We start from the raw sequence: 22,247 nt of genomic DNA, 5'->3' as shown, positions 1-22,247 counted from the left end.
ATGCAGAAGAGAGCTCGAACGTCACGGAAGCGAACGTTCACGTCTTGGGCGTCGGTGGCGATTGTTGCCGCGTCGATCGCTGGACCTGCGTCCGGACAAGAAGAAGCGTCCGTGCCAGCTTGGTTGCAGGAACGCTTGGTCGAACGAGTCATGCACCGCCGTGACAATGGCGAGATGATGCAATTGGTGCGTCCGATCGCTGACCGAGCGGCGGATGGCGTGGTCGGCGTGATCTGCGGTGGACGTCCCGTTTCGCTTGGAACCGTGGTTGCTAAATCCAGCTTGATGGGCGGGGCGGCGGTGGCAACCTCCGATGCGTACGTGATCACCAAACGCAGTGAATTGTCCAACGATCCAATTCGTGTCCGGCTCCGTGACGGCCGAATGTTCCCCGCGCGAGTGGCCGCGGTACGGCGTCGCAGTGACTTGGCGTTGCTGGTGATTGAACGCGACAACACGGGCACGTTGCCAATGCTTCTCCCAGTGACGTTGACTTCGTCTGTTCCTGTCGTCGGCAGTTTTTTGATCAGCCCGGACCGAACCAACCGAGTCATCGGGTTGGGTGTCATGGGGGCAGGACCACGCCGTGTTGAACACCGTGGAATGTTGGGGGTGCAGTTGAATCCCAATGCCTCCACCGCGGGTGCGCAGGTGGAACAGATCCTTCCCAACAGCAGCGCGTCAGAAGCCGGTTTGGAATCGGGCGACCGGATCATTGCGATCAATGGGCAAATGCAAACCAACAAAGACGCGGTGATGTCGACGTTGCGAAGAATGTTCCCGGGTGAGATCGTTCAATTGACCATTGTTCGCGATGGTGACACGAAGGAATTGTCGGCCAAGATGCGAGAAGCGTCGATTGTTACGGAATCGGAAAACGACGCTCGCGTGAATGGTGCTCGCAACATTCGGTTGTCTGGGTTCGAAGAGGTCTTGCAGCACGACACGGTTTTGAACCCCGACCAGTGTGGCGGACCGTTGCTCAACAGTGATGGCCAGGTCATCGGAATCAACATCGCCCGCGCCGGTCGAGTGGTCAGCTACGCGCTGCCTTCTTCGTTGGTCTCGGTGGAAGTGTCCAGCATGATCGCGGAAGCGGGTGGGAAGTGATCGTTGGTTGACGCGGCATCCTCCGAGGGCGATTTCCGACCTTTCGCAGTTCAGTGCGTCAGTTGCCAATCTCGATTGAAGGTCAGCAACCCTGCGCTGATTGGCACGATTGTGAATTGCCCCAAGTGCAATTCGTTTGTGCAAATTGATTCGCCCGATCCCGAGCGAATTGCCAAGGCACCGCCCGCTCCACCGCCAGTTTCGACGCCGTCTGCCCCAACGCCACCGCGAGAGACTGTTCCGCAAGTCACTCTCGGGGATGAGTCCATCGGGAGCGAAGCGATGACGGAAGCCGGCATGTCTGTCGGTGATTTGCCAAGCGAATTTCTTGATGATGCGACAGGAGACTCTCGAGTTTCCAATCCGCTGCCTCCTAGGATGAGGGGCGAGCCAGGCGAATCGCCTGAGCTCCGCACCAGCCCTCCCCGGACCGAGGCCGGTCAACCTTCCCTCGGGGAGGATGAACCAAGTCGGGGGACCGCTGCAACCGGGGAGACCGCCAGTCAATCATCGATTGGCGTCGATCCCAACGAGTTGTACGAGGCACGTCGTCGTGGCACATCCAAGTCCGTTGCGGTGTGGATTGTGGGATCGCTGCTCAGCGTCACGCTCATGGCGGGGCTGTTTTTGTGGCTACGTCAACCGGATTCAACGGCGGGTTTGGGGGCGACCATTCCAGACGCTCTCGCGGACCCGACGAGTGATCCTGCTCGGGAAAACCCGGACAACGATATGGCCGGCCCAGGAACGGAGGTGAATTCACAATCAGGTGTGGAAGGCAATGCTTCGTCCCCTTCCGGCGCAATGTCTGGCGAAGACGAGTTGGATTCCCCAGCCGAGACCGCTTTGGCGAAGGGTGACCCAGCGGAGTCTGGAGGAACAGGTTCGGACAACGAACCCTCAACGAGTGTTCCGAATGATTTGATGCCACGCAGCCCGCTCGACGGACCACCAGCAGTTCTTGGTCGTGACCAGCCATCGACCGGGCCAGTTGCGCAGCCGTCCGAGAAAGAATCTGAACCCGATCCGGTGATGGAATTGCCGCCGGAGTTTGCTCAGTTTCAGTTGTTGTTGGAGATGCCGGGGCAAGCACCTGACGCGCCGCCGATGTCAGAGGCTCCGGTGCTGGAAGACGTTGTGTTGGACACGGCCGCGAATGAATTTGTCGATCCGATGTTGATCGCGACTCCGCCGGAAGAAGTCGACATCGAGACGGCGCTGAAAATGCGGTTGGCGATCAGCACCAAGGGATACCCGTTGTCGGATTTGATCCTGTTCATCGGCGAGGCCACGTTGATTCCGATCCAGTTGGATTGGGTGTCGATGGATTTGGCAGGCACGGATCTGAGGCAACCGGTTGCGACGAATGCGAAGGGTTGGACGACGATGGGCCAGTTGCTCGGGGATGCGGTGCGGTCCGCTGGTTTGAAGATCGAAGTGGAAGAGGATCGGTTGGACCTGTCATTGCCGATCGAAGCGTTGCAAGCAAAAACGAAACAACTGACCGAGCTGGACGACTTCGGCGACGAACGCGGTTCGGCGGAGTCTCTGTTGGATCGACTCACCTCCGCCGTGGAGCTGGAACCTCGGGACGCGTTGCACCTGCGTTGTTTGACGACGGAGTCACTGCGCCGAATGCGACAACAGGAGACGATGCTGAACGACGATGTGATGTCTCGCTGGACGGCGGCCTATGTTCACCAACCGACTGAGACTCTGGTCGACGATGGGCTGCCGCCCGCTTGGCCGGAACTCGTCGAAGGCAAACCAGGTTCGCAGTTGGACACCGCGATTGCGATGTCGGGCTTGTTGCGACGAACCGCTCGTGTCAATGGTGCGACCTGCATCATCAATTGGACGGATGCTCAACGGCGTCGTTTGTCACCGGGGCAGTTGGTGATGGCTTACGTGGGCGAGCCTGGCAACGAAGTCACCGCGGGAAAGATGCTCAATCGGACGCTGGATCCGATGGGATTGCAAATCCGAGAGGTCGATTCATCGCATTGGTGGGTCGGAACCTCGGCCACGTATGACCGACTGCCGGTTGTCGTTCGAAGTGAGCCACTGGGGCCTCGGCGCGACGACGTGCTGCACCGTATTCACGAATCCGCTCGCTTGGTTGGTGTGGGTTTGGCGATCGAACACGATCCGGTCTCAGACGGTTTCTTGGCTGTGATGCCAAGATTTCTCTACCGGCAATTGCCAAAAATCATTGGCCCAGAACTCTGATTCCAATCCGTTCCTGGAGTTGACTTGCCGGTCAGACGAGCGGGCGGTCGTTGCCGATTCGATTTCCTAAAATTCGCGTCTGCCCCATGCGGAACCCGCCACGCAGAACTCAGATCCGCAGCCTGCCCCACCCACGAGAAGCCCAACGCTGATTGGGATCTCGCATTGGGGCGGGTTGGTATGGTCTGAGTCAAACCGGATCTATTTTTCGATACAGTGAGTGCCGTGCGTTACCGCGCCGCCAGCACGCAGTGCGGCAGCGACCATCACGGTCTCGGCAATTTCTTCATCTGTATTGCCAGCCTGTTTCGCCCGTTTGGTGTGAATCTCGATGCAGTAGGCGCATTGAGTCGTCAACGCAACTGCAACTGCGATCAGTTCCTTGGTTTTGGCGGGCACCTTTCCGTCGGCCAACGCGGCTTTGTCAAACGCAACAAACGCCTCCCATGCGTCTGGCGTGAGTTCGGCGAAATTGTTGAGCTGTTTCATCTTTTTCATGTCGTACATCAAAGGAAGTCTCTCGTTTAAGTTGAGGTCCAATCAAGTCGGAGATGAGTGAGGACACGGATCGATCGAGCGTCGGATTTTGTCGCTGCTCTACGTGCCTGCGGTTGGGCTGGACCCGGTTCCCAGTGCCTTGGATCGAATCTACCAGATTCGACCCATGCCGGGATGTTGGGTGCCGATTCGGATTGGAACGAGTCTCCCTGTTGGCTCGTTGGATGGCAGAATTCGATCAGCAGGTCGGCCGGAGTCTTTCGGCATTTGGACTGCATTGATGAGCGTTGTTGCTATCACTTTCAACGGGGCCAACGTCCAAACGGCCCACATCGTTTTGCCCGATCATTCCTGCTGACTTGCTTCCTTTCATTTGAAGTATCCGGTCACTCCGACCGCCAGTAAAATGATCGAAGTGAGGATGGCAGTGGACTGGACGACGAAGATGAGGCTGGTCATGGTTGCTCCCGCAAATGGATGACGATTGAAGGTCCATTTCAATATCGCCGGGGACCCAGAATTCTTGCTGAAGCGAATCTAAATTGGGCTTTAGGTGGAGCAAAAACTTGTTGTGGATCGAGTTGGGCAGCTGCATCGCAACGCGTGAACAACAAGTGACGATGTTAGCGGTGTGGCGCAAGCCGCCCGGTGAGGAACCGGAGGGCTCGCGCCCTTCCGCTACGTCACTTGTTGTTCACGCGTTGCGTGGCGACGTTCGATCAATCAACGGCAGGCTGTCGTACCAGATGGCGTAGCGAGTTGCTGAGGACGGGACTCGCTGCCTCATCCGCTACGACATCATTCGACCGTACGTTGATTGGCGGCGTGGATAAAGAAATCTTCATTTTCAGTTCATGACCGGCTTATCCGGATGACGCAGACTGGAATGGTTGTCTGTCGGGAGTGTTTCTCGGGACGCATCGTTTGGGCTTTTGAATTGAAATGCGACAAGTTGAAATGCAGCGAGCAATCGAATGAGCGTGCGGGTGCTGGTGGTCGAGGATGAGCCGGGGATAGCGGATTTTCTCGTTCGAGGTCTGACCGAAGAGGGCTATTCCGTTGTCCATTGCGAGGACGGCGGTCACGCTTGGTTGCGACTGCAGTCCGAGACCTGGGATTTGGTCATCCTGGACTGGTGGTTGCCAGGCGAGGATGGGCTGCAGATCCTGCGTCGGTTTCGTCAGAAGAACCGCTCGACTCCGGTCTTGTTTTTGACCGCACGCGATGGCGTTAGCGAGCGGGTCACGGGGTTGGATGCGGGCGCGGATGACTACCTGACCAAGCCGTTCGCCTTCGAAGAATTGCTGGCTCGCGTGCGATCACTTCTTCGACGCCAAGGCCAATCCGATTCCCTGCACATGGAATATCAGGACATTCGAATCGACTTGGCTCAGCAACGCGCTACCCGAAGCGAGGTTCCGCTGGAATTGACAGCCAAGGAATTGTCGTTGCTGACGATGTTTGTGCGGAATCCAGGTCGTGTGTTGTCACGCACTCGTATCTATGAGACCGTTTGGGACGAAAACTTTGATGGGCTGTCCAACACGCTGGAAGTGCACGTGAAGGACCTTCGTCGCAAGTTGGAAAAGGTCGGTCCGCGAGTCATCCAGACGCGACGCGGGCAGGGATACATCTTGGAATCATCGTCGTGAACGCATGAGTCTTACCAATCGCGTTTGCCTATTCTTCCTGGCTGCCTTGGGAATCATCTTGGCGATTTATTCGCTGGTTTTCTATTCGATCACCAGCGAGCACGTTCGTTCACGTTTTGACGATGAATTGAGCGGCGTGCTGAAGTCACTGATCGCCGCCGCCGAGGTCGAAGAAACAGAAGTCAAGTGGCAGCCTTTGGAACACTCGATCGACTTTGGCGTGCACGATGAATTTGGTGCAGTCCACTGGGCGGTGATCGGCGACGATGGCGTGATCGTCGAACGCTCGCGAGCGATTGATCAGGAGTTCATGTTGCGGGTCGCTGGCTTGACCTCGTTCACGTCGATTCCGCCTGGTCCGGATGTGGAAACCGACGTTGCTGCGGAGGCGACGGTGTCCGATGGCTGGGCGATGATGAGCCGACAAGTGTCTGCACCACGACCGGTTCGCTTGCTGCGTGAGTTGGATGAATTTGATCAGTTGAAGGTCGTGGTGGGGCGGTCGACGGTCCCGCGCGATGCCATCCTGTTTCGGTTGATGTTGTTGGTCACGCTCTTGCCATTGCTGGCTTGGTCGATTGCCGCTTTGCTGGGGCAGTGGATGGTTCGAACAGCACTGCGTCCTGTGGCGGCGATGGCGGATCAGGCGCAGGCGATCTCCGGAACCGACTTCGATTCGCGTCTGACGCACACGCACTCGGGGGACGAGCTGGCTGAGTTGGCCACGGCTTTCAATCGATTGCTTGGTCGCCAACAAGAGGCGTTCGACCAGCAGCGTCGTTTCGCCGGGGAGGCCGCTCACGAGTTGCGTACTCCGCTGACTGTGTTGCTGGGCCAAATCGACGTGACCCTGCGTCGGCCGCGGAGCGACACCGAGTATCAGTCCACGTTGTCGATCTTGCGAAGCAAAACGCACACCTTGCAAGAGATCGTCGAATCGCTGTTGTTTCTCGCTCGCAGTGATCGCGATTCCTCGACGCCGGCGCTGCGTTGTTTTGAGCTTCAGCCCTGGTTGGAATCTCAACGGGCGATGTGGCCGGTCGAGGCACGCGGCGACGACGTTCAGTTGGAAATCGCATTGCCGGATCATGCCTCGGTTCGCGCGACGCCGGCGTTGCTGGCCCGCGTGGTCGACAATCTGGTAGGCAACGCGGTCAAGTACAGCCAGCCGGGAACGCCGATCATCGTTCGAGCGTTGCAGGAAAACGACGAAACACTGATTCAAGTGGTTGATTCAGGTACCGGGATCAGTGCTGACGAAGTCTCGAAGTTGTTTGATCCATTTTTCCGATCCAGTGAGGCTCGTCGTCGCGGCATTGCCGGCACCGGATTGGGTTTGGCGATCGCCAGCCGAATCGCAACGACGCTGGGTGGCAATTTGGAATGTGTGAGCACTTTGGGGAGCGGAAGCTGCTTCACACTGCGTCTGCCAAGGTCGCAGCCTGTGTCGATCGAGGAATCCTGCTCGATGAACTGAAGTTTAGATTGGCTTCAGGTCTCTCTTACCCGACGGCACGATGCTTCTTTCAGACGCTGGCATTCCGCTGGCGTTGACCGTTTCAAAGCGGTTTCTGAAACACTTCGTTGAAAGAGGCGAGTGATGTTGCGTTTGTTAAAAAATGCGTTTCAAGAATGCTTGTTCGAAACCGCTGATCCTCGTGAAATGGATCCGATGTCAATGACGCTTCATGACTGTTTGCGATTGTTGGGCGAGAGTTCTTCGCCTGTGGATCGCAAGCGAGACGCGATGAAATCGGAATCCAAGGCCGCAGTGACGTCGGCAGCATCGGCGCTCGGCAAGAGAAAGCGTGTGAGCGGGCATTGAATCCACGCCAAAGAAAGCAACTCGTTGTGAGCCGGGGGGGATTGTCACCGAGCGATTGCGTTCAGGGGACGACGCTGCGGAACTTGGTGACCTGGGGTCCCGGGAAATGAGACCGGGAAAGAAGAAAGGGGCGGTTGTTGTCAACCGCGCCATTCATTTCATTTTGATTGTCAGACGCCAACCTGGGTAGAAGGTTGGTGGTCGTTCGCCAGGAGGCTCGGGCGAGTCAGAGAAAAGGAGTCGAGCGTCATCGATCCGTGGAGCGTCCGCTCGACTCAGCCGAATTACTTGGCAGCCAGAGTGCGAAGTTCTTCCAGTTCGACCGTCAAGCGGTGACGCAGAGGGCTCTCGTCACGCAGTTCGCGTTCGAGCAGTTCTTCTGCTTGCTCAAAGGTGTCTTCCGTGCACTTTTTGGGGTCGTTGACGAGTTCACGAAACATTCGTTCGATGGTGGCTTCAGTTAACACGGCGGGGGGACCTCAAACGGGGATGCGGGAAAGGGGGAATGAAATGTCCATCTTAAGATGGCATGAAGTGATCGCAAGTGCAAACAAACCCTGGACTTCGAACTTGGGCGGGAATCGTCTGTTCCCCCGCGGCAGGGGCATTGGATGCGTCCAGTCCCGACGACAGAAGATCCCTCGCCCGATAGAATGGGGGTGGTTGTCTCGTTTCACTTCTCTGCAATAGCGGTCCCGATGAATTCTGATACGCCTTCCGAACCACCTTTTGACGGTCCTCCCGACGACGAAAACGGGTCCGGGGGAAAACCACCCGGCGAAGGTCAGCCTGGCGGCGGGCAATGGGGCGATGGGCTGCCCAATGGCGGCCAACCTGCCGGTGACCGACCCGAGGAAGGTCAACCGGGATCTCCCAATCCGGCGAACAACCCTTCCGAGAACCCAGCTGCTGAGAACCCTGCCGTACGGGCTCGGGTTCCCGATCACGTGGCGGGCGGTTGTTTCAGCACGGGTGCGATCGTGATGACGGGCCCCAGTGAGTTCATCGTCGACTTTTTGCAAACCGTCGGTCGTCCACACCGGGTCGCCGTTCGCGTGGTCATCCCGCACGCGGTGATGCCGCAGTTTGTTGATGCGTTGCAGAAAAACCTCGATCTGTACAAAGGCCGGTTTGGCGATCCCGTGATGCCAACACCGACGCCCAATCCGAATGCGGAACAACGTCGACCAACGCCGCAAGAAATCTATGATGACTTGAAGCTGCCCGACGAAGTGCTCAGTGGAACCTATGCCAATGGGGTCATGATCGGTCACGGCGCGACGGAGTTTGGGTTGGATTTCTTGACCAGCTTCTTCCCTCAATCTGCCGTCAGTGCGCGCGTGTTCTTGGCTGCTGGACAAGTCCCACGTTTGCTCGACTCATTGCGAGGTGCGACCAAGCAATTGGAAGATCGCCGAAAAGGCAACGAAGGCAATCAGTGATTTGGGGGGGCGCTACCAGTACGTTGGGCTTCCAAGCCCGACGAAGCGGTTGGTTTACCCGACGGGCTTGGAAGCCCACCGTACTGACGTTTTTACCCGACGGGCTTGGAAGCCCATCGTACGGTTGTTTGGGCGGGGCCCAACGAGTCTCTTCATTCAAACTCAAACAGCAGTGTTGTTTCGGCGATGACTTCGGCGGAACCGGTCAGGCGAGCGATCACGTCACCGGACTCGTCCAATCGATAGCTGGCATCAAAGCAACTGCCCGTGATCGATTCCTGGCGAAACGTTTGGCCGACATTCAGTTTGCCGGCTGCTGCTAAACAAGCCACCTTGGCACTGGTCCCGGTGCCGCATGGCGATCGGTCGTATGCGTTGCCAGGGCACAGCACAAAGTTCTTCGCATCCGCATGAGCGGAGGGGCCGACCAATTCGACGTGGTCAATCTCTGCCCCGCCCTCGCCCGTGATTCCTTGTTCTCGCAACGCGGCTTTGATGCTCAGCGTGGCTGCCATCAATTGATCGACGTTGCAGAGTTCGAGATCCAATCCGTGATCATCGACCAAGTAGAACCAGTTGCCTCCGTAGGCGATGTCGCCCGTCACAAAGTCGTTGGCGAGCGACGTTGAGCTTGAAACCTTGACGCGAACGGCCGCTTGATAGCGTCTGCTTGGAACGTTTTCGAACGAAACCGTTTTGCCGTCCGAGTGCAGTTCGACTTCGATGATGCCCACGGGAGTTTCCATCCGATGAATGCCCGGCGTCAGTTTGCCTTGCCACGCCAGCGTCGCGATCACTCCAATCGTTGCGTGGCCGCACATCTGCAACACACCCACATTGTTGAAGAACACCACCCCCGCGAAACAACTCGGGTCGACCGGTTGGCAGATCCACGCGCCGACAATGATGTCGTTGCCGCGAGGCTCGTTGACGATTGGGGCCCCCAGCCTCGCAAATTTCTGCCGGAGGTGCAGACGACGGTCCGCCATCGTCGGCCCGGCAAGCGTGTCTTCCAGGTCAATCACCATCCGCGTCGGTTCCCCACCGGTGTGAGAATCCAACACCTTTACACGTGAAGGCAGCATCATCGTTCCCGAATCAAAGAGAGTAGGTGCAAGATTTCGCCATTGTGCGGTGAATCAATCGACAAGCCGCATTGCCGTCATCTGCTTGACTAAAGTGGATCGCAATCCTGCGAGATCAATGGATTTCAAAGGCTCAATGGGGTGGGGGCAATGAAGAGCCTGAATGGCGGGGACGTCGCCCACTGACACGCACGATTCCACAGAACATATAAACATGAAATTGCCGTTTCACAATTGGATGCGCGGAATTTTGGTCGAGCGACTGCCCGCGAACGCTGCCCTTTCCATTGCCACATTGTTGCTGGTGGGCGTCTTCGTTGCGGTTGCATCGAAAGCGAACGCACAGGATTCAACGACGCAGCGTCCACGCGTCATTCAACAGACATTGACGCCTCATTGGACCAATGACGATTCGTTCTGGTTCCGACGTCAGAACGCGGATGGATCGTTCACTGGCATTCGTGTGGATGCCTCAACCGGTGAGATGACGGAAGTCGAACCGGGCGACAAATCCAATGTTCGTGAGGTGACGCTGAAAGGCGGCCGCACGCCGCGGTCGGGTGGGTCGTCCGAGGCCCACACTGAAATCACGTTTGTCAACCAAACCGATCAAGCGTTGCAATTGTTCTGGGTGGACAGCGGTGGCAAACGTGTCCAATACGAATCGATCCCAGCGGGCGAAACCTTTGTTCGCACGACCTTCGCCGGTCATGTCTGGGAAGTCATTGGCAAAGACAAAACCAAATTTGGATACTTCGTCGCGGACATCGAACCGACGCGATTGGAAGTCGCCAAGCCTGCCCAAGCGACTCAGGCTGAACCGGAACGCCGTGGACGCCGACGTCGCGATTCTCGACGCGACGGCGATTGGACCGCCGGGGTTCCTGCCCCGAACAACGACAAGGTGATCGCTCGACTGACAGAAGGTCGCTTGCAGTTGCAAGATGCAAATGCCGATGAGGAGTCGACCGAGTGGAAGACATTGATCGAACAATCGCAGTTGTTGGAATCTTATGGCGATCGCGCGAGCGAATCCGCTGAGCCTTTGAAACTGGAATCGCCACAATGGTCGCCTGACGGGACCGCGTTGGTGGTGCGAGCCGTGGTTCCCTACGAAACCCAACCGGTTCACTTGGTCGAATCGTCGCCTAAAGAAGGCGGTCGCGCGGTGCTCAAATCGCGACCGTATTTGTTGCCAGGCGATCCTGTTGATGAGACTCGATTGTTGGCGTTCAACACGGAAACTGGCGAGTCCGTGGAACTGGATTTGCCATGGATGTCCCAACGGTTCTGGAATCTGCGATTCGTGGGGCCTCACCGAGTCCTGTTGGCGGTCACTGAACGGGGGCATCAACGGTTCCGTTTGTTCGATGTCGACCTTTCCTCTGGCGAAGTCACCACGGTGATCGATGAGCAATCGGAAACCTTCATTTGGACCACCCATAAAACGGACTTGCCACGTTGGAGCTACCTCGAAGGCAGCGACGAAGTCATTTGGGTCAGCGAAAAGGACGGCTATCAACATCTTTATCTGGTCGATCTATCGGGTGAAAACGAGATTCAGCCGATCACGCAGGGCGAGTTCGTTGTGCGAGCGATCGAAAACATCGATGAAGAAAATCGCGTGCTCGATTTAGTCGTCAGTGGTGTGCACGAAGGTCAAGACCCGTATCTCAAACACTACGCCCGCGTTGATTTCAGTGGAGAGAACTTCACGCTGATGACCGATGGCGATGGCACTCACACCGCCACCTTCTCACCGGACAGAAGCCGTTTCGTCGTCACTCATTCTCGCGTCGATTCGTTGCCGGTTCACGAGCTTCGCTCCGCCGATGGAAAATTGATTCAAACGTTGGCCAAAGCGACGCTCACGCCTGAAGACGCCAAGTTGAATCTGCCGCAGGTCTTTTCCGCCAAGGGCCGGGACGGCGAGACCGACATCTGGGGTCTGGCGTGTTTCCCTGAGGACTATGATCCCGCCGCTGATAAAAAGTATCCCGTGGTGGAGTACATCTACGCTGGACCTCATGATTCACATGTGCCGAAGTCGTTCCGATCCGCACCTTGGCACCGTGACTACTTGAACGCTGGCTTCATCGTCGTGCAGATCGATGGCATGGGAACGGCCAACCGATCCAAGGCTTTTCACGATGTGTGTTGGCACAACCTCAAAGACGCTGGTTTTCCTGATCGTATCGCCTGGATGAAAGCTCTGTCGAAGGAGCATCCCGCGATGGATCTGGAGCGGGTTGGAATCTTCGGGACCTCGGCCGGTGGCCAAAACACGGGGTCCGCGTTGTTGTTCCACGGCGATTTTTATGATGCGGGTGTCGCAGCCTGCGGTTGCCACGACAACCGAATGGACAAAGCCTCTTGGAATGAACAGTGGATGGGCTATCCCGTCGGCGACCACTATTCCGAGTGCAGCAACATCGACAACGCTGCGAACCTGACCGGAGATCTCTTTTTAATCGTTGGCGAAGTCGACACGAACGTGCCACCGGAATCCACTCTGCGTTTCGCGGACGCGTTGATCAAAGCTGACAAGGACTTTGACTTGCTGGTCATGCCCGGCGTTGGCCACAGTGACGGCGGAGCGTACGGCAAACGTCGCACGCTGGATTTCTTCATCGAGAAACTACAACCCGGGAGTTCCAGCGAACAGCCAACCTCCGAGTTAGGCGGGACCACAGAGGAAGTCGCCACTGCCTTGATCGATGTGGAAAAACTGCAACCGCAGACGGCATGGAAAGACATTCAGAACCACTATCAAACCGACCTCGAAACGCTCAAGCGTCGTTTGCCAGTTCGTGTGGCAGAAGAGCGTCTCACGCAAACCGCTGCGTTTTTGAATGCCTGGGAAAGCCAACTGAAGGTCGCGATTGCTAGCGAAGGAGAAGACACGCTGACCGACGCAGATGCGGAAATCGCTCAAGAGCTGATGGCTTCAGTGGACGAGGAAAAGTCTGATTTGAAAACACTCGTGGCCTCATCCGAAAAGCTTCGAGAGTTGGCTCCCTTCACCTCGCAATTGATCACGCTGACGGATCTTTCCAATCGAGTGAAAACGTTGAATGGACAAGCGATGGCGGCGGAGATGGAGCAACTGACCGAGTCGATCCAGCTGTCAATCGAAGGAACGGAACCGAGTTCCGTTGCGGTCAGTCAGCCGGTGCTGGACGCCGCGGAAGACTTGATCCGCTCGTATCAGTCTTGGCAAACCTTTTACGAAGGCTATCACCCTGATTTCAATTGGTGGGTGCTCGACCTGGCAAAGGCAACGGGCGACAAACTACGGTTGTGGAAAGAGACTCTGACGGTCGACGAAACGTTGACACAGGAACACTCCGAATTGGCTGCTGGTGGTACCCTCCAACTGCCAGAACCGGCCGCGGAGTTTGCATTTGGAGAAACCTACCCGCCCATCCAAGAATGGTCGCAGCGTGAGGCGACTTGGATGCCATCCATTGTCCGTCGCTTCACACGCCGCGGTCGCGATCGTGAGAAGAATGCTGCTCGGTTGCCTCAGTGGAAAGAAGAACTGGCCGTGTTGGAATTGGAGGGCAAACCATTCGAGGAATGGTCGCTCGACGATCAAGTTGATTGGCACTTGTTAACGGCGGAAGTGCAAACTCGAATCGAACGCAAGCGAATCGAGGACTCCGGCGAAAAGCTTCCTCCAGCCACCTCATCGGTTGAAAAGGATTTGTCCGGAACACCGGTTGGACGCGCGCGAATTGAGTTGGAACTGCGTCGTCAGTTCATCGATCATTCGCCCGAAGAGTTGATCGAATTGGCCGAGCGTGAGTACGCGATCGTGCGATCCGAGATGGTTCGGGTGGCCCAAGACATGGGGCTGGGAGACGACTGGAAAGCCGCCGTGGAACGGATGAAGAATCATCACGTGGCACCGGGGCAACAGCCCGTTCTGATTGGCGAAATGGCCGACGAATCGGTCGATTGGTTGCGCAAGCGTGACTGGATCACGGTCCCGTCGTTTGCGGATTACTGCTGGCGGATGATCATGATGACTCCCGAGCGACAAAAGGTGAATCCGTTCTTCACGGGGGGGGAAGTGATCAGCGTTTCGTTCCCCACTTCGGAAATGTCGCCCAGTGACAAACGTCAGAGTCTGCGAGGAAACAACATCGGTTATGCTCGCGCGACGGTGCATCACGAGTTGATCCCCGGCCACCACTTGCAGATGTACAGCAACGAACGGCACCAGCCTCACCGTCGGACGATGAGCACGCCGTTTTGGTTGGAAGGGCTCGCCGTTTATTGGGAACTGAAACTGTACGACGACGGTTTCGCTCGCACTCCCGAGGAACGCATGGGAATGCTGGTTTGGCGAGCCCACCGGTGTGCACGAATCATCTTTTCGTTGAACTTCCACTTGGGACGTTTTTCGCCGGATCAGTGCGTCGATTTTCTGGTCGACAACGTTGGGTTCGAACGACGCAACGCCACCGCGGAAGTTCGCCGCAGTATCGGCCCAAGTTACCCGCCGCTGTACCAAGCCGCGTACATGCTCGGCGCTTTGCAGATCCGCCAATTGCACCGCGAGATGGTTTTGTCGGGCGAGATGACGGAACGTGAATTCCACGATTCGATCATGGAAGCCGGGATGTTGCCCATCGCGATGCTGCGTCAGGTTTTGAAACAAGAACCACTGCAACGAGACGAACCACCACGCTGGAAATTCAACTGACGGCGTACGATGGTCTTTCCAAGACCGTCGAGGCAGCAATCTCTGTACGATGGTCTTCCAAGACCGTCGAGACCGCTACCTACGTAAGATGGTCTTCCAAGACCGTCGATCTTGGTTCTCAACCGCCGTCCCCGCTCAGCGTCTCCGCGGTCAGCAACACCTTGCTGAGATTCGCCACGGGAAAGAAATGATCGCCGGGCAACACTCGCAGAGAGAACCCGGCCGACGTGAGTGCTTGCCAACCCTGCATTTTGGCTCGGTTGGCAACATGGTCTTCTGCCCCGGCGAGAGCCCGAATGGGCACGGGGATGGTCGGGTGCTCCACAGTCGCGACTCCTCGTGCCAGTTTCAAATCCGCACGCACGATGGGCAAGAACATCGCGAGCGCGTCGGGATGCTGTTTCAAACCCGCTGGCAATCCGCCATAGCGACGATCCAGTTCGTCTGCGAACGCGTCGTCGTCCCAGTCCAACCAATCGCGGTTTTGCGTCCATTGGTTGGGTGGCGAGGCTCCCATCACGATCAGCCCTTTCACGCGGGATGGACCGGACGATTTTTCTAACAAACGAATCGTCAAACGGTACGCGATCAAGGCACCAAGGCTGTGTCCCGCCAGCACCAACGTGTCATCAGCATCAAACGTTTGTTCCGTCTCGGTTGCGATCGATTCGACCAACGAGTCCATGTCGGTTTCCAATGGCTCCGAAAACCGAGACTCACGCCCGGCCATCCGAACGGCCCACAGGCTGACTGAATTCGGTGCGTTTCGCGACGTTGACAGACCGCGAAAATGTTTGAACAGCGGAGCGGTCGCACCACCAGCATGCGGCACCCACAACAGGTGTGTCTTCGACATCGAAGGGGGACTGATTCGACAAAGGGCGTCATTCGACGTCATCAAGCATTCATTTCAACGAGCGTGTCAAGTTTGCAGTCCAGGGGAGTCACCGCCTGGGACGCTTTGTAGCAAAGCACATGAGCAGTCGTCAGGTGAGACCACCCAAGTGGTGTGGGCTTCCAGCCTGTGAGCAAACCACGTCACCACGCCGACCCCCACCCTGCGCATCCACCCACTCCCCCACAACCTGCTGCCGATTCAGCTATAACGAGAACCCCCACAAAGATTCATCCCCCATCCCCATTCTCACCATGCACGCGCTCCAACCCCACCATTTGTTTCTCGGCTTGGTCTGCTTCGTCTGTTCGATGTCGACGTCCGCGGTGGCTCAAGACTCCCCGCCATCGAAACCACTCAATGTGTTGATGATCGCAGTCGATGACTTGCGACCAGAACTGAGATGCTATGGCCAATCCTACATCCACTCCCCCAACATTGATCGTTTGGCCGCGTCGGGCATGCGATTCGATCGAGCGTATTGCCAGGTCGCCGTGTGCGGTGCTTCCCGCGCGAGCCTGATGAGTGGCTGCCGTCCGGAGACCACCCAGTGCTGGAACTTCAAAACTCTATTGCGTTCGCAAATGCCCGATGTGTTGACGCTCCCCCAGCATCTTTCTCGCAATGGCTACGACACTGGCTTTTTGGGCAAGATCTACCACAGTCCCAGCGACGACGCGGAGGCTTGGACCGTTGATGCCAACGAATGGGCGCCGCGAGATCGCAGCAAGGGGAAAGGCTACGTTCAGGAACTGCCTCGGAAACGCAACCCGGCCAACTCGAGCGAGAAGCCCGGGCCCTCCATCGAAAATGGGGGCGATGTTCCAGACAGTGCTTACGCCGATGGCCACAACGCAGATCGAGCCGTCGCCATGCTGGAGCGGTTTTCAACGCAAGACAAACCGTTTTTCTTGGCAGTCGGATTCTTGAAACCCCACCTGCCGTTCAATGCACCGGGCAAGTACTGGGACCTCTACGATCGCGCCGCCATTGAAATTCCATCCCGCGAAGATGTCGTCGATGGCTTGCCGTACGCTCGTTCCAGTTGGGGCGAACTGAAAAACTACACCGACATTCCTGCGAAAACGAACATGTTGGACGACGAGAAGACCCGCGAGTTGATCCACGGGTATCGAGCCGCGGTCAGCTACATGGATGCACAAGTTGGCAAGGTCTTGAACGCTCTCGAAGCCAACGGGCAACGCGAGAACACGATCGTCGTGTTGTGGGGGGACCATGGTTGGTACGTCGGCGACTTTGGTGATTGGTGCAAACACACCAACTATGAAATCGCAACACGAGTCCCCTTGATCGTGTCCGTGCCTGGCGTTCGCCCGGGGAAAACGAAATCATTGGTGGAACTGGTGGATGTGTTTCCAACGTTGTGCGAGCTGACTGGATTGCCGATCCCGGAACATTGCCAAGGCAAAAGCATTGCGGGCGTGGTTCGTGATTCCGAGTTTTCCGTTCGTCCGGCCGCCTTCAGCCAATACAAGAAATCAAAGGCAGGCGTTGGACCCTTGCTTGGGACCAGCATCCGGACGGAACGCTTCCGTTACACGGAGTATGTCTCGTCGAAGACTGGTGAGCTCGAAGACATTGTCTTGATCGATTTCGACAATGATCCCGGTGCGACGCGGAACGTGGCTTCCGATCCCATTTACAAACCCTTCCTGCCGCAATTGCACGCTTGGTGCGAACAATCCGCCACAGGGCTATGAGCACGAACTCCGACACGACTTTTTCGGTCCATGCATCTCGGCTGCAAAATCCCAGGGCTCTTGGCCGAACCAAAAAGGCTTGCTTTGGTCTCGTGACGACCGTGTTTGGTTTGCTGGCCATCGAATTGGTTCTGGCCTTGATCGGTGTGGGGCGGTCGAATGCTCAAGGCGACCCAATGATGGGGTTCTCCAAGCAAGTCCCCTTGTTGGAACGCTTCACCGATGAAGACGGCAAGGTGTGGATGCGAACCGCGGAAAACAAGCTGGTTTGGTTCAATGATCAACGCTTTCCGCTGACCAAACCCGCGAACACGCAGCGGATCTTTTGTCTGGGAGGTTCCACGACCTTTGGGCGGCCTTACGACGACAACACATCCTTCGCGGGGTGGTTGCGAGAATGGTTGCGGCACGTGGATGCAAGTTCGCACCATGAGGTCTTCAACGCGGGTGGGGTCAGTTACGCCAGCTACCGTGTCGCGGCCGTGATGGAAGAACTGGCGGATCATGATCCAGATCTCTTCATCGTCTACACCGGGCAAAACGAGTTTTTGGAGCGGCGAACCTACGCCGATTTCTTTGAGCAATCAAAGACGCAGCTTTGGTTGACGGGGTTGCTGTCCCAGACGCGAATGTACGCGGCGATTGATTCCATCATTCGAAAGAACGACCAGCCGAAACATGCTACCGAGTCAATCACATTGGCCGCCGAGGTCGACGAACGCCTCAACCACACGGTGGGACCGTCGGACTACATTCGCGATGAGGAATGGAGCGACAAGGTAGGCGAACACTTTCGGTTCAACATTCAGCGAATGATCACCATCGCTCGATCAGCGAACGCAAAAATCTTGTTCGTCGTTCCTGCTTCCAATGAAAAGGACTGCAGTCCTTTCAAGCCGGATCCAGAAGATGACTCGTTCGAAAGTGCGCGACAAGCATTCGACGCTGGCGATTTTGATCTTGCCCACTCGGCGTTTCAGTCCGCAATCGATCGTGACATTTGCCCGCTTCGTGCGCCGAGTGATTTTGCTCAGTTCATTCGCGAGCTTCCCGAATCCGATGATGTTCGCGTGCTCGATTTCGAATCTGCTCTTCGCGACGTTTGCCTGGATGAACACGGGCATGACATCTTGGGCGAAGAGTATTTTCTCGACCACGTTCACCCGACCATTGACGCTCATCGTCGGTTGTCGCAATGGTTGGTCTCTGAATTGCGAGACGCGGGTTGGTTGACTGCTGATTCCATTGCATGGAACGAGTTGTCACGCGAGTCGGTTGACAGGGTGGATCAAACGGTTCTCGGCCGCATTGATCGCAGGACGCAGGGGATTGCGATGCGCAACTTGGCCAAGGTCATGCACTGGGCGGGCAAGTTCGAGGTCGCCGCGCCACGCGCTCGGGATGCGATCAAGATGTTGAACGGGGATGCCGAAAGTCAGTTCATTCTCGCAGATTGCCTTCGGTGGACCGGGCAAATTGACGAAGCGGTGATCGAGTTTGAACGCGGCGTCAAGGATTATCCGGTTTACTGTCGGGGGGTCCAACGCTACGGGCAGCTCTTGCTCGAAATGGGCGACAATGATGCCGCGCGTGAGATGTTCAGCATCGCCACGATTGGATGGCCGGAGTCCGACCCGCGGCATTGGGGGGCCCGCTTTCAACTTTCGATCGCCCATTTGGGCGCCAGCGACTTTGAAGCCGCTCACCGTGAATTGCTGCGATGTCACGAACATGCACCTGATGACTTGGATGTGATGTTCGCACTCGCCGAGGCCAGTGCCGGTATCGGAAAGTCTGAGGTTGCCGTCGAATTGTACGAGCGAGTTTTGGATGAGTTCCCGGATGACGTCGAGACTCACCTCAACCTTGGATACACGTTGCTGCGTCTGAATCAAACGAGCCAAGCATCCATGCATTTCGAGACGGCCTTGTTGCTGGCCCCTGACAATGTTCGTGCAAAAGCTGGCGTGGTCGTCATCAGCCAATTGAATGAATCGACGAAATAGAATCGCCTGCAACACCAATCATTCTGCGAAGGGACTTTCAAAAGCAGACGTCCGAATGATTTCGACGGGGTGATTGCGAACAGCGAGAGAGAGCAAGCGAGAGGCGGATTGTTTATACTTTCGCATCCTTTGATTCACTCGCTTCTAGGACCCGCCATGAAACGTCGCTCCTTCCTTCAGTCGGCCGTGGCTGTATCGGCCGCGGGTGCGGTTGGCAACTCGTCTCTTGCGAACGCGGCACCGCTCGCCGAGGGTAACGCTGGTTTCACCACCTCATTCAGCGATGCTTTCGCGATCGATGACAACGTGGTCACCTTTCGCACCGATGCGGTGACTCGTCCGGTCAATGCGATGGTGGTTGCTGACACGCATCTGTTCACAGACGATCAACGTGGCGAACCGTATCGCGAATTCAGCGGGCGGATGGCAAAGGCATACAACCAGACGACGCATTTCAAAACTCGCCAGCCCACAACGCCGGAGCAGAGTTTTCAAGCCGTTGTCGAGCGAGCGAACTCCCAAAAGGTGGATCTGTTGGCCTTGGTGGGTGACATCTTCAGTTTCCCCTCGGAAGCGGCGATCGATTGGGTTTCCGAGCAACTCGACGGCGTGACGATGCCTTGGTTGTACGTGGCGGGCAACCATGACTGGCACTACGAAGGCATGGAGGGTTCGTTGCAGGACCTGCGTTCAGATTGGATCGAACAACGTTTGAAAAAGTTGTACCAAGGCAACGATCCTTTGATGGCCGCGTACGACATTCACGGCATTCGTTTCTTGGCCATCGACAACTCGAACTACGAAGTTCTGCCCGAGCAATTGGAGTTCTTTCGCGAACAACTTCGCAGTGGGATGCCTTTGGTGCTGCTGGTTCATATCCCGTTGTACATTCCGGGGCGTCCCATGGGGTTCGGTTGCGGGCATCCGGAGTGGGGCGCGGAGACCGATCGAAACTTCAAAATTGAACGCCGGCCCAAATGGCCAGCCTCGGGGCACACGCAGGCCACGTTCGATTTCCATCGCGAGGTCTTCCAGTCGGATTCCAACCAGTTGCTGGGAGTCTTTGCGGGGCACACGCATCGCCAGTCGGTTGATGTTGTCAACGGCATTCCCCAGTTCGTCACCAACGCCAACGCGACCGGGGCATTCATGGACGTTCGTTTCGTTCCGAACGCCTGAGCTTTCCGTGCCCCGATACCTCAGGCACAAGTCCTCGTTCACACAACCTTCCTCACGACGTAGTCGCTTGATTCACATACCGGAACTGACCATGCAGCGTCCCTTCTTTGTCTTCCTCACAGTCATCGCTTTGACGGTTCCCGGGGGAACCCTCTGGGCATTTGATCCGCCGGCCAATCGGGAAGTTGTTCGAAACACACCGGGATTGGTCGCATTCTGGGATTTCGCCCAGCGTGAAGCTTCTGGGAAGGAGCGATTCACTGCGCACGTGCCGCCCGGATCACCGAGCGATTATCCCTTGGACGCCGCGAACTACGTGCGTGATTACTGGGGTGAAGGCAGGCAAGCCTCCTACGCTGATTTTCCGTTGTTGAACGAGGGGCCGTTTGGTCAAGCGATTCGGATTCGTCAAGAATCTGATCCCAACTTCCGACCCTTTCTGTTCATTCCTCGGTCGCGTCTGCATGACACACCGTTGGATATCAAAGGCGAAGGGAAATCGGTGACCGTTGTTGTGTGGGCCATTCGGGAAAGTGGCAATCACGCGCTGGCGGGAATCTGGCACGAAGGCACGGACCTCAAGCAATCGTCCACTGCTTCGATCAAGAAGGTCGAACGTGGTCAACGACAATACGCCTTGTTCGCCGGGCTGAATAAAGCCGGCAGCGCGTGTGGTCATGTGTCGGAGAATGGAGCCAGTTCGTTCCTCAACAAGTACGCCCTTCACAAATGCAATTCGCTGGGGCAGTCGCCCGCCGTTTCAGCCGATTCGCCGCCGGAAAAACTCGCTGCCTCCTGGCAGTGCTTTGCGATGACGTTTGACGACGAGAAAAACGAAATCACAGGTTGGCTGAATGGAGAGTCCGGTGAACGCTGGCTCAAGAACCCCAAGTCGAACAACTTGCTGTCGTATGCCCACAACGCCTACATGCAGGGGCATTATGCTCGAACGCCTGGGATGCAGGACGGCGAAGACGGCGAGTTTCCAGAGGCCCAGTACTACAACCCGCCGGAAGAGGAAGCATCGAAGACGGAAGTCTTGCGTGAGGACGAGAACCAACGTGTTGAACGCCGCCGCTACCGCTACACCGAAGTCGTCATGACGCTGGAGAAAGAAGAAAATGGCGAATGGGTTGAGGCTGACCGAGATCTCGTCGGCTTGCGATTGAACCCGTGGTGGTACCCGCACGGCATTTATTCACCGCCGGATGCAGAACAAGGCGGGCCGTTCACGATTGGGCGGGTGATTCACAGCAGTCGCACTGTCGGCTTCACCGGATGGATCGGCGGCGTCAGCGTGTTTGATCGAGCCCTCTCGGAAGCCGAGCTGAAAGAGCTTGCCGACCTTCGGAACTGATCGGTTTCCAGGGAAGCGTCTCAAGCGATAGAAAGGGCAACCTCGCTTGCCATCGTGGATGTGCATTTGCGATAGACTGGCACTTTTCCCCCTCCACCGATTGTGCGTTGAAAGAGATCCATGCAAGAGATTCCCGAAGAAGCATTGGACCAAATCCGGGCTCATATCCTGGAAGGCAAAAAGCTCAAGGCGATCAAGCTTTACCGCGAAGCCACCGACGCATCGCTTCAGGAGTCCAAGACCCAAGTCGAAGCGCTCATCGAAGAGCTTGAGAAATCACACCCTCGACAAATGGCCGACAATCGATCCATTGGCTGCGCCGGAATCGTCCTGCTTGCAGTGGTCGGAGCAGGAGGTCTGGTGGCAAAAGGTGGCATAGGCTTCTAGTGGTCTGTCACAGCTAAAAGTGAGGGTTGATCGTAGTGGACGAGGCCACGAGTCCTTGGATTTTACGCCAGTTCAGGACTCGTGGCCTCGTCCACTGCCCTAAAAACAAGTCCTGACAGACCACTAAGCAGGTCAGCAGGAATGATCGGG

The 22,247-nt window shown here is 56.8% G+C and carries 16 protein-coding genes; 12 read left to right on the top strand and 4 right to left on the bottom strand.

The window, feature by feature from the left end:
- A complete protein-coding gene (locus RISK_RS12430) occupies positions 1–1,110 on the top strand; it encodes a PDZ domain-containing protein (protein WP_102017578.1) in 1,110 nt (369 codons plus the stop codon).
- Positions 1,111–1,113: 3 nt separating this feature from the next.
- On the top strand, positions 1,114–3,339 hold the full coding sequence (locus tag RISK_RS12425) for a hypothetical protein (RefSeq protein ID WP_047814630.1): 2,226 nt from the start codon (positions 1,114–1,116) through the stop codon (positions 3,337–3,339).
- 201 nt (positions 3,340–3,540) lie between these two features.
- On the opposite strand, the gene RISK_RS12420 is transcribed toward RISK_RS12425, so the two are convergent.
- Complete coding sequence (locus tag RISK_RS12420; RefSeq protein ID WP_201778949.1) at positions 3,541–3,837, bottom strand: carboxymuconolactone decarboxylase family protein; 297 nt, start codon at positions 3,835–3,837, stop codon at positions 3,541–3,543.
- 974 nt (positions 3,838–4,811) lie between these two features.
- Here RISK_RS12420 and RISK_RS12405 point away from each other — a divergent pair.
- From RISK_RS12405 to RISK_RS32225, 3 genes are all read left to right on the top strand, one after another.
- Complete coding sequence (locus RISK_RS12405; protein ID WP_053061174.1) at positions 4,812–5,489, top strand: response regulator transcription factor; 678 nt, start codon at positions 4,812–4,814, stop codon at positions 5,487–5,489.
- 4 nt (positions 5,490–5,493) lie between these two features.
- A complete protein-coding gene (locus tag RISK_RS12400; protein WP_083434945.1) occupies positions 5,494–6,966 on the top strand; it encodes an ATP-binding protein in 1,473 nt (490 codons plus the stop codon).
- A gap of 201 nt (positions 6,967–7,167) precedes the next feature.
- The gene (locus RISK_RS32225) at positions 7,168–7,314 is read left to right on the top strand and encodes a hypothetical protein (RefSeq protein ID WP_160311442.1); all 147 of its coding nucleotides are present in this window, start codon (positions 7,168–7,170) and stop codon (positions 7,312–7,314) included.
- Positions 7,315–7,598: 284 nt separating this feature from the next.
- Here RISK_RS32225 and RISK_RS12390 read toward each other — a convergent pair whose 3' ends face one another.
- The gene (locus RISK_RS12390) at positions 7,599–7,781 is read right to left on the bottom strand and encodes a hypothetical protein (RefSeq protein ID WP_047814625.1); all 183 of its coding nucleotides are present in this window, start codon (positions 7,779–7,781) and stop codon (positions 7,599–7,601) included.
- A 231-nt stretch (positions 7,782–8,012) separates the two neighbouring features.
- Between RISK_RS12390 and RISK_RS12385 the strand changes: the two genes are divergently transcribed.
- A complete protein-coding gene (locus RISK_RS12385) occupies positions 8,013–8,756 on the top strand; it encodes a DUF3467 domain-containing protein (RefSeq protein WP_236696248.1) in 744 nt (247 codons plus the stop codon).
- Positions 8,757–8,908: 152 nt separating this feature from the next.
- Here RISK_RS12385 and RISK_RS12380 read toward each other — a convergent pair whose 3' ends face one another.
- A complete protein-coding gene (locus RISK_RS12380; RefSeq protein WP_083434944.1) occupies positions 8,909–9,844 on the bottom strand; it encodes a proline racemase family protein in 936 nt (311 codons plus the stop codon).
- 211 nt (positions 9,845–10,055) lie between these two features.
- On the opposite strand from RISK_RS12380, the gene RISK_RS12375 reads away from it, so the two are divergent.
- Positions 10,056–14,552, top strand: coding sequence for a DUF885 family protein (locus RISK_RS12375; protein ID WP_047814623.1), 4,497 nt, complete (start codon positions 10,056–10,058; stop codon positions 14,550–14,552).
- Between the two features lie 118 nt (positions 14,553–14,670).
- On the opposite strand, the gene RISK_RS12370 is transcribed toward RISK_RS12375, so the two are convergent.
- Positions 14,671–15,408 (bottom strand): alpha/beta fold hydrolase, encoded by a 738-nt coding sequence (locus RISK_RS12370; protein WP_236696247.1) that lies wholly within the window; start codon positions 15,406–15,408, stop codon positions 14,671–14,673.
- A 350-nt stretch (positions 15,409–15,758) separates the two neighbouring features.
- On the opposite strand from RISK_RS12370, the gene RISK_RS12365 reads away from it, so the two are divergent.
- The 5 genes from RISK_RS12365 (at position 15,759) to RISK_RS12345 (ending at position 22,097) form a co-directional block, all read left to right on the top strand.
- On the top strand, positions 15,759–17,168 hold the full coding sequence (locus RISK_RS12365) for a sulfatase (RefSeq protein ID WP_173442654.1): 1,410 nt from the start codon (positions 15,759–15,761) through the stop codon (positions 17,166–17,168).
- A 92-nt stretch (positions 17,169–17,260) separates the two neighbouring features.
- Positions 17,261–19,174 carry a tetratricopeptide repeat protein gene (locus RISK_RS12360; RefSeq protein ID WP_047814744.1) on the top strand — a complete coding sequence of 638 codons (1,914 nt, stop codon included), beginning with the start codon at positions 17,261–17,263 and terminating at the stop codon, positions 19,172–19,174.
- Positions 19,175–19,330: 156 nt separating this feature from the next.
- Entirely contained in the window at positions 19,331–20,353 is a 1,023-nt protein-coding gene (locus tag RISK_RS12355; protein WP_047814620.1) for a metallophosphoesterase family protein, read from the top strand.
- A 91-nt stretch (positions 20,354–20,444) separates the two neighbouring features.
- Positions 20,445–21,710 carry a LamG domain-containing protein gene (locus RISK_RS12350; RefSeq protein WP_047814619.1) on the top strand — a complete coding sequence of 422 codons (1,266 nt, stop codon included), beginning with the start codon at positions 20,445–20,447 and terminating at the stop codon, positions 21,708–21,710.
- A gap of 120 nt (positions 21,711–21,830) precedes the next feature.
- Positions 21,831–22,097, top strand: a complete 267-nt coding sequence (locus RISK_RS12345) for a hypothetical protein (protein WP_047814618.1) — start codon at positions 21,831–21,833, stop codon at positions 22,095–22,097.
- Positions 22,098–22,247: the final 150 nt, after the last annotated feature.

Origin of the sequence: Rhodopirellula islandica, assembly GCF_001027925.1 — a bacterium.
Classification (GTDB): Bacteria; Planctomycetota; Planctomycetia; order Pirellulales; family Pirellulaceae; genus Rhodopirellula; species Rhodopirellula islandica.
The sequence above is the reverse complement of the archived record's forward strand: the minus strand, read 5'-3'. Positions and strand labels throughout refer to the sequence as shown.

What these genes read in the sequence shown, in the direction of transcription:
- RISK_RS12430 (WP_102017578.1), top strand. Translation starts at nt 1, where the DNA reads ATGCAGAAGAGAGCTCGAACGTCACGGAAGCGAACGTTCACGTCTTGG.
- RISK_RS12420 (WP_201778949.1), bottom strand. Translation starts at nt 3,837, where the DNA reads ATGAAAAAGATGAAACAGCTCAACAATTTCGCCGAACTCACGCCAGAC.
- RISK_RS12405 (WP_053061174.1), top strand. Translation starts at nt 4,812, where the DNA reads ATGAGCGTGCGGGTGCTGGTGGTCGAGGATGAGCCGGGGATAGCGGAT.
- RISK_RS12400 (WP_083434945.1), top strand. Translation starts at nt 5,494, where the DNA reads ATGAGTCTTACCAATCGCGTTTGCCTATTCTTCCTGGCTGCCTTGGGA.
- RISK_RS32225 (WP_160311442.1), top strand. Translation starts at nt 7,168, where the DNA reads ATGACGCTTCATGACTGTTTGCGATTGTTGGGCGAGAGTTCTTCGCCT.
- RISK_RS12385 (WP_236696248.1), top strand. Translation starts at nt 8,013, where the DNA reads ATGAATTCTGATACGCCTTCCGAACCACCTTTTGACGGTCCTCCCGAC.
- RISK_RS12380 (WP_083434944.1), bottom strand. Translation starts at nt 9,844, where the DNA reads ATGATGCTGCCTTCACGTGTAAAGGTGTTGGATTCTCACACCGGTGGG.
- RISK_RS12375 (WP_047814623.1), top strand. Translation starts at nt 10,056, where the DNA reads ATGAAATTGCCGTTTCACAATTGGATGCGCGGAATTTTGGTCGAGCGA.
- RISK_RS12370 (WP_236696247.1), bottom strand. Translation starts at nt 15,408, where the DNA reads ATGTCGAAGACACACCTGTTGTGGGTGCCGCATGCTGGTGGTGCGACC.
- RISK_RS12365 (WP_173442654.1), top strand. Translation starts at nt 15,759, where the DNA reads ATGTCGACGTCCGCGGTGGCTCAAGACTCCCCGCCATCGAAACCACTC.
- RISK_RS12355 (WP_047814620.1), top strand. Translation starts at nt 19,331, where the DNA reads ATGAAACGTCGCTCCTTCCTTCAGTCGGCCGTGGCTGTATCGGCCGCG.
- RISK_RS12350 (WP_047814619.1), top strand. Translation starts at nt 20,445, where the DNA reads ATGCAGCGTCCCTTCTTTGTCTTCCTCACAGTCATCGCTTTGACGGTT.
- RISK_RS12345 (WP_047814618.1), top strand. Translation starts at nt 21,831, where the DNA reads ATGCAAGAGATTCCCGAAGAAGCATTGGACCAAATCCGGGCTCATATC.